This window comes from Streptomyces aurantiaciflavus, from assembly GCF_049808595.1.
In the GTDB taxonomy this organism is placed as follows: domain Bacteria; phylum Actinomycetota; class Actinomycetes; order Streptomycetales; family Streptomycetaceae; genus Streptomyces.
The window spans coordinates 108,824-115,675 of sequence record NZ_JBNCAQ010000018.1 but is presented as its reverse complement, the minus strand read 5'-3'; the positions used below and the strand labels follow the sequence as shown (position 1 = coordinate 115,675).

The following is a 6,852-nucleotide window of genomic DNA, read 5'->3' as shown; positions in this document are numbered from 1 at the left end:
GTTCCGCACCGTTGGACGCGGGTTCGATTCCCGCCATCTCCACGAGATGGAGGTGGCATGTGCTCGCAGAAAGCGCGAGCACATGCCACCTCGCCGCATATCTGGGGGCATGACCCCCAGACCCCCTCATCCCATGTGAACCAGAACCCCGCCGCTTTCGAGCGGCGGGGTTTCTTGTGTTCGAGGCCGTTTGTTCGAAGCCGTACCGAGGAGGCCCGGTGAGCGACCTGCTGCACATCACCGTCCTGGGCGAGTACCACGCGCACCCGCTGCGCAGGGACGCCCACGACGACTTCGCCCCGGACGACCCCCGCGCCGCTCTCGGCCTGTCCGACGCCCTGGTCACCGATCTGTACGGCTGGGCGAGGGACATCGACGCGGCCATGAACACCTGGCTGGCCGACCGGGACGACGCCCGCTGGGACGCCGCGTTCCGGCGCCTCCACGAAGAGGGCGAGGACCTGGCCGAACGGCTCGCCCGCGAACTTCGGCCCCGGCGGACCGTGACCTACGAGGGGGTCCAGGGCGTGTCCAGCGCCGTGCTGGGGACACGCCTGAGCAACCCGGTCAGCGCAGACTGAACGTCGACAGCCGCAGCCCCTTGCTCAGCACCAGGTACACGTCCGTGCGCCCCTTCGCCGCCGCCGACAGGTCCGCCGTCACCGTCTCGTAGGTGTACGACGACCCCGTCCCGTCCGTGCGCGCCGTACCGGCGAGCGGGCCGGTGGGGGAGCCCAGCCGGATCTCGGCCGTGCCGGGTGAGGTGCCGGCGACGCGGGCCGTGAGGCGCTGGGGTGAGTTGAGACGGGCGTCCTTGAACCGCAGCCAGGCCCCGTCGGCCGTCGCCTCCACCGCCGTACCGCGCACCTTGGACTCATCGACGAGGCGGGTGGCGGAGTAGTCGTCGAAGTTCTCGGCGCGGGTCGCTCCTGACAGGTCCCTGGGTGGGATCGTCTCGCCTGTGACCTGCCAGGACACGCTGCTGCGGAGGTCCGACGACGACGCGCCGACCAGGATGTCGTACGTGCCCGTCTCCACCACCCACTTCGAGCGGGTGACGTCCCAGTGGGCGAGGTCGGACGTGGTGAGCTTCAGGCGGACCGTCTTTGTCTCGCCCGGCTTCAGCGACACCCGCTGGAACGCCTTCAGCTGCTTCAGGGGCTGCTTGTCGCGGGAGGCGCGCTGGTGGGTGTAGAGCTGGACGACCTCGTCGCCGGCCCGGCTGCCCGTGTTGGTGACCTTCACCTCGTAGCCGTCGGTCACGCGCCGCAGTTCGCCGTAGCGGAAGGTCGTGTACGACAGACCGTGGCCGAAGGAGTAGAGGGGGCGGCCCTTGAAGTACTGGTAGGTGCGGTCGGACTTGATGATGTCGTAGTCGAGGATCGACGGGAGGTCCGCCTCCGAGCGGTACCAGGTCTGGGTGAGGCGGCCCGAGGGGTTCGCGTCGCCGTAGAGGAGGTCGGCGAGCGCGTTGCCCGTCTCCTGGCCGGCGTGGGAGGTCCACAGGAGGGCCGGGACCTCCTTCTGGAGCGTCCCGAGCGTGGTGGGGTAGCTGTTCTCGACGATCACGACCGTGTTCGGGTTGGCCTTGCGGACCGCTCTGACCAGGGCTTCCTGGGCGGGGGCCAGGGCCATGTCGGTGCGGTCGTGGGCCTCACGGCCGTTGATCGAGGGGTTGGAGCCGACCACGACGACCGCCGCGTCCCTGCCCCTGACCGCGGCGACCGCCTCGTCCAGGCCGCTCCTGACCACGTCCTTCGCGTAGTGCGCGGCCTGCTCCTTCGCCACCAGGCCGAGGGTGCCGTCCGTCCCGGTCGGACCGAGGTAGACCGGGTTCGACCACCACGGCTCCTCGGTCTCGTAGCCCGCGTAGCGCAGCAGGTAGGTGCCGTCCGGCTGCGTCTCCAGCTCGAACTGCTGCTGGGCGAACCAACCGCCGGGCTGGACCTGGTCGTTGACGAAGTTCGACCAGTTGTAGCCGACGTAGCGGCCGTTGGCCGCCGAGCGCAGGGTCAGCACGCCCTGGCCCCAGTCGAACACGTCGAACTGGGCCTCGGTGGTGGGTGCTTCGGCGCTCTCCTTCAGTGCCGCGCCCGCGGCGCCCGTGCCCGCCGTGACGTACTTGCCCGTCGCCGCGTCTCTCAGCGTGATGCGGTCGACGCCCTCGTGGGAGGTGACGTCCCTGCCGAGTTTGGCGGCGATGCCGTCGGCGGGGGTGACGGCGTAGGGCAGGGTGCCCGAGTACCAGTCGGTGAAGAGGGTGTCGGCGAGGGGGCCGACGACGGCCACGTCCTTCTGCGAGGTCTTCAGGGGGAGCGTGTGCGCCTGGTTCTTCAGCAGGACGGCGCCCTCGGTCGCCGCCTCGCGGGCCAGCTTCCGGTGTTCCGGGCTGTTGATCACCGACGTGTCGATCGCGCCGTACCTGCCGCCGCCCGGGTCGAACTCGCCCAGGCGGACCCGCACGGAGAGGATGTGGGAGACCGCCGTGTCGATGTCCGACTCGGCCAGCAGGCCCTGACCCAGTGCCGACGTGATCGCGCCGACCGTCGGGCCCGGGTCCGCGCTGTTGTCCGTGAAGCTGTCGATGCCCGCCTTCATCGCGGCCGCGTCGCCCTCGGCGAGGGTGGGGTAGTAGCGCTGCTCGCCGGGGAGGTTGGCGGGGGCGAAGGCGTCGGTGACGTTCAGCAGGTCACGGTCGGTCCAGGTGCGGACGACGTCGTTCAGGTCCGGATTCACCGTCGAGGGGCGGCCGTTGACCAGGTTGTACGAGGACATCACACCCGTGGCCGCGTCCGCCGCGATCGCCGGTCGGAAGGCCGCCTCGTCGTACTCCTTGGCCACGCGCGGGCGCAGCTCGGAGGAGGTGGTCGTGCGGTGCCACTCGTTGTTGTTGGCGAGGTAGTGCTTGAGGGTGGGCGCGGTCTTGAGATGGTCCGGGTCGCCGCCCGTCAGACCTTTCCCGTACGCCGTGGACAGGGCGCCGGTCAGCTTCGGGTCCTCGCTGTAGCCCTCCTCGTTGCGACCCCAGCGCGGGTCGCGCAGCAGGTTCACCACCGGGGCCCAGAGGTTGAGGCCCCAGCCGTCGGGGCGTTCCTGCTGGAAGCCGCGGGCCTCGTCGCCGACCGCCGAGCCGACCTGCTCCATCAGCTGCGGGTCCCAGGTCGAGGCCAGACCGATGGCCTGCGGGAAGACGGTGGTCTCACCGAGCCAGGCGACGCCGTGCAGGGCCTCGGTGCCGGTGCGGAAGGACTGGATGCCCAGGCGGGGGATCGCGGGCTGGTGCTGGTGGAGGAGGGAGACCTTCTCGTCGAGGGTCAGCCTGCCGAGCAGGTCGTCGACCCGCTGGTCCACGGACAGGGACGGGTCCCGGAAGGGGAGAGGGCCGGCCGTCGCGGGGACGGCCGCGGCGAGACTCGCGACGAGGGCGAGCGCCAGGACGAGCGTGGTTCTGGGTCTTCTTCTCTTGCCCTTCATGACACGGCTCCTTCAGTAGGGCCTTGCACAACAGGTCAGGCGGGGTGCAACAGGTCAGGCGGGGCGCAACAGGTCAGGCGGGGCGCAACAGGTCAGGCGGGGCGCAACAGGTCAGGCGGGGCGCGGTGCCGTGCTCGCCCGCTGCGTCAGCCGGGGCGGCAGCAGGCTCGCCTCCGGCACCTCGTCCCCGGCCAGCTTCGTCATCAGCAGCTCCACCGCCCGCTCGCCCACCTCCGCGGACGGCAGCGCGACGGAGGTGACGGGCACGCGGAGGCTCGCGGCGAGCTCGTCGGGGCAGATCGCCGTGACCGACAGGTCGCCGGGGACCCGCAGTCCGAGCTGCTCGAAGGCGTCGACCAGGGGCTCCAGGACCGCCTCGTTGTGGACGACCACACCCGTCAACGCCGGCTGTTCCCGCAGGAGCTGTTCCGCCACCCGGCGGGCCGCGGCGGGCGTGGCCTCGCAGGGGTGGACGGCGGAGGCGAGCCCGCCGCGGTCGGCGGCCGCGGTGAAGCCCTGCACCACCCGCTGCGCGAACGCCGTCCCGCGCACGTACACCTCCGGCGGCGACCCGACCAGCGCCACCACCCGGTGTCCGAGCTGCGCCAGATGCTCCACGCACACCTCGCCCGCCGTCCGGAAGTCGAGGTCGATGCAGGTCAGCCCGGCCGCCTCCTGCGGGAAGCCGATCATCACGGACGGCCGGTCCAGGGAGCGCAGCAGTGGCAGCCGGGGGTCGTGGAGCTGGACGTCCATCAGGATCAGGGCGTCCACCAGCGCCGTGTCCGCGACCCGGCGCAGGCCCTCCTCGCCCTCCTCCTGCGTCAGCAGCAGGACGTCGTGGTCGTGGCGCCGGGCTGCCGTCACCACGGACACGGCGAACTGCATGACGACCGGGACGTGGATGCCGGTCCGCAGCGGCACGACCAGGGCGAGCACGTTGGAGCGGCTGCTGGCCAGGGCGCGGGCGCCCGCGTGCGGGCGGTAACCCAGCTCGCGGATGGCCGACTCGACCCGCTGCCGGGTCTCCTCGGAGATCGGGCGCTTGCCGCTGAGGGCGTAGGACACGGTGCTGGGGGAGACCCCGGCGTGCCGTGCCACGTCGGTGATCTTGACCATCAGTCCAGCTCCAGCGTCAGGAAGCCGGTGCCCGCCCGGGCCCGGGCGAGCCGGTCGCCCGCCGCCAGCGCCCACGGCGCCGAGGGATCACTGCAGGAGGCCCGCAGGGTGTCCCCCTCCCGGACGACGGTGAAGGTGACCTCCCCGACCCGCGCGGTCACCTGGGCGCCGCGCCGGAGGCCGTACGTGCGCAGGGTGACCCCGTCGGCGTGCGGGTAGTCGGGCCGGTCGGCGTGGGCGCCCACCGGGATCACCGCCCCGGGCCGTACCAGCAGGGGCAGGCTGAGGACGTCGTGCCGCTCGCGCACCCAGCGCGGTCCGGTGATCTCGCGGCCGGTGAGGTAGTGGGTCCAGGTGCCCTCGGGGACGTAGTAGGTGACGTCTCCCTCGTCGCTGAAGACGGGCGCGACCAGCAGGTCGGGGCCGAGCATGTACTGCCGTTCCAGGTGCGCGCAGCCGGGGTCGTCGGGGAACTCCAGGACCATCGCCCGCATCACCGGCGTCCCCTCCTCGTGGGCGACGCGCGCGGCCTCGTACAGATAGGGCATGAGCCGCAGCTTCAGCCGGGTGAAGTGCCGCAGCACGTCCACGGACTCCTCGTCGAACAGCCATGGGACGCGGTAGGAGGAGCTGCCGTGCAGGCGGCTGTGCGAGGACAGCAGGCCGAAGGCCAGCCAGCGCTTGAACAGCGCGGGTGTCGGCGTCCCCTCGAAGCCGCCGATGTCGTGGCTCCAGAAGCCGAAGCCGGACAGGCCGAGCGACAGCCCGCCCCGCAGTGACTCGGCCATCGACTCGTACGTCGCCTCGCAGTCGCCGCCCCAGTGCACCGGGAACCTCTGGCTGCCGGTCGTCGCCGACCGCGCGAAGACGACCGCCTCGCCCTCGCCGCGGTGTTTGCGCAGCACGTCGAAGACGGTGCGGTTGTACAGGTAGGTGTAGTAGTTGTGCATCCGCTCGGGGTCGGAGCCGTCGGACCAGGCCACGTCGACCGGGACGCGCTCGCCGAAGTCGGTCTTGAAGCAGTCGACGCCCTGCGCGAGCAGCGCCTCCAGCTTCGAGGCGTACCAGTCACGGGCGGCCGGGCTGGTGAAGTCGACCAGTGCCATGCCCGGTTGCCACAGGTCCCACTGCCAGACGCTGCCGTCGGGCCGTTTCAGGAGGTGCCCGAGCGCCTTGCCCTCCGCGAACAGCGGGGAGCGCTGGGCGATGTACGGGTTGATCCACACGCACACCCGCAGGCCCTTCGCCTTCAGCCGGGTCAGCATCCCCTCCGGGTCGGGGAACACCCGCGGGTCCCACCGGAAGTCGCACCAGTGGAACTCCCGCATCCAGAAGCAGTCGAAGTGGAAGACGGACAGGGGCAGTTCGCGCTCCCGCATGCCCTCGATGAAGGAGGTCACGGTGTCCTCGTCGTACGACGTCGTGAAGGACGTCGACAGCCACAGGCCGAACGACCAGACGGGCGGGAGCGCCGGGCGGCCGGTGAGGGCCGTGTACCTGCGGAGGATGTCCTTGGGGGTGGGGCCGTGGACGACGTAGTACGTCAGCTCCTGGGTCTCGGCGCTGAACTGCACCTTCGACACCGTCTCCGAGCCGACCTCGAAGGACACCTTGCCCGGGTGGTCGACGAAGACGCCGTAGCCCGCGTCGGTGAGGTAGAAGGGGACGTTCTTGTAGGCCTGTTCGGTGGCGGTGCCGCCGTCGGCGTTCCAGACGTCGACGACCTGCCCGTTCCTGACCAGCGGGCCGAAGCGTTCGCCGAGGCCGTAGACGCTGGTGCCGACGCCGAGGCCCAGCTGTTCGCGCAGGTAGTGGGCGCCGGTCGAGTCCCGCATGATGCCCATGCCCTTGGGACCGCTGGAGGTGAGGACCCGGCCGTGGGCGAGGAACTCGACGTGCCAGGGGCCGCCGCGGCTCACACGCACCGAGAGCGCGCCGGAGGTCAGGGTCGCGTGCTCGTCGTCGTAGGAGACCTGGGGGACCGTCTCGCTCCGGGTGAGGTCGAAGGCGGGCTCGCGTGGCTGCTCGCCCGTGAAGTGGGTCAGGGTGACGCCGATGACGTCGGGCATCGGGGTGTGGACGGTGATCGTCATGACCGGTCCCGTCATCAGGTCGCCGCGTGATCGGACGGGCCGGGTGGGCGCGTGGATCTCCAGGGCGCCGTCCGACTCGCTCACGTCGAGCACCTCGGCCGGGTAGGCGGCCGTGACGCCCTCGCGCAGCAGCCAGTAACCATCGGTGAACTTCATAGGTGGGGGG

General features: G+C 71.2%; 4 protein-coding genes. 1 reads left to right on the top strand and 3 read right to left on the bottom strand.

Features of this window, described 5'->3' with window-relative positions; genetic code table 11:
* Nucleotides 1-218: 218 nt before the first annotated feature.
* Nucleotides 219-581 (top strand): hypothetical protein, encoded by a 363-nt coding sequence (locus ACPT94_RS22565; RefSeq protein ID WP_360345634.1) that lies wholly within the window; start codon nucleotides 219-221, stop codon nucleotides 579-581.
* Here the strand turns inward: ACPT94_RS22565 and ACPT94_RS22560 are convergent.
* The 3 genes from ACPT94_RS22560 to yicI all read right to left on the bottom strand — a co-directional run bounded on the left by ACPT94_RS22560 (nucleotide 568) and on the right by yicI (nucleotide 6,842).
* Nucleotides 568-3,474: a glycoside hydrolase family 3 C-terminal domain-containing protein gene (locus ACPT94_RS22560; RefSeq protein ID WP_425246679.1), complete on the bottom strand. Its 2,907-nt coding sequence runs from the start codon at nucleotides 3,472-3,474 to the stop codon at nucleotides 568-570. The genes ACPT94_RS22565 and ACPT94_RS22560 overlap by 14 nt on opposite strands.
* A gap of 111 nt (nucleotides 3,475-3,585) precedes the next feature.
* Entirely contained in the window at nucleotides 3,586-4,593 is a 1,008-nt protein-coding gene (locus ACPT94_RS22555) for a LacI family DNA-binding transcriptional regulator (RefSeq protein ID WP_360345630.1), read from the bottom strand.
* The gene (gene yicI, locus ACPT94_RS22550) at nucleotides 4,593-6,842 is read right to left on the bottom strand and encodes an alpha-xylosidase (protein ID WP_425246678.1); all 2,250 of its coding nucleotides are present in this window, start codon (nucleotides 6,840-6,842) and stop codon (nucleotides 4,593-4,595) included. Before yicI ends, ACPT94_RS22555 begins: the two co-directional genes overlap by 1 nt.
* Nucleotides 6,843-6,852 lie beyond the last annotated feature (10 nt).

Bases quoted from the DNA above. Each gene is read 5' to 3' on its own strand.
- ACPT94_RS22560 (WP_425246679.1), bottom strand. From the start codon at position 3,474: ATGAAGGGCAAGAGAAGAAGACCCAGAACCACGCTCGTCCTGGCGCTC.
- ACPT94_RS22555 (WP_360345630.1), bottom strand. From the start codon at position 4,593: ATGGTCAAGATCACCGACGTGGCACGGCACGCCGGGGTCTCCCCCAGC.
- yicI (WP_425246678.1), bottom strand. From the start codon at position 6,842: ATGAAGTTCACCGATGGTTACTGGCTGCTGCGCGAGGGCGTCACGGCC.